General features: G+C 39.4%; 1 protein-coding gene. It reads right to left on the reverse strand.

Annotated elements, in window-relative coordinates; translation table 11 throughout:
- Nucleotides 1-30: 30 nt before the first annotated feature.
- Nucleotides 31-411, reverse strand: a 381-nt coding sequence (locus DAHG_RS20320) for an IS200/IS605 family accessory protein TnpB-related protein (RefSeq protein WP_022936304.1), incomplete at its 5' end; no start/stop codon positions are given.

The raw sequence follows: 411 nt of genomic DNA on the forward strand, positions 1-411 counted from the left end.
ACTTTGATTCATTGAACTGATTTTTTTATGTTATCTGAATAATGCTAATATGGCGGTAAGCTGACATTCTTTGATACTCGCTTTTCCTACCTTCTTACCAATCGCTGCCCATTGCTCTGCTTGTGTTTGCTTTTCTTTTACGAATACTCGATATTCTCTTAAGATCTTCTCTTTATATCCGATCCCTTTTCTCGCGATCACATAACTCGCTGCCTGATGCACACTCATTCCCTTATCCCGTACATATTTCAATTTTCCAATCATTGACGTATAGGCTGGATCGACTTTGATCACTTCAACACCTTCATAAGCAGCTTTTCGTTCGATGGCTTCACTGATTTGCGCATAAGCAAATTCACTCAGCATTCGATTCAGTCCTTTTGGCTGATAACGCTGTTTCCGCTTTTTATC

The sequence above is a fragment of the Dielma fastidiosa genome (genome assembly GCF_000313565.1).
Classification (GTDB): domain Bacteria; phylum Bacillota_I; class Bacilli_A; order Erysipelotrichales; family Erysipelotrichaceae; genus Dielma; species Dielma fastidiosa.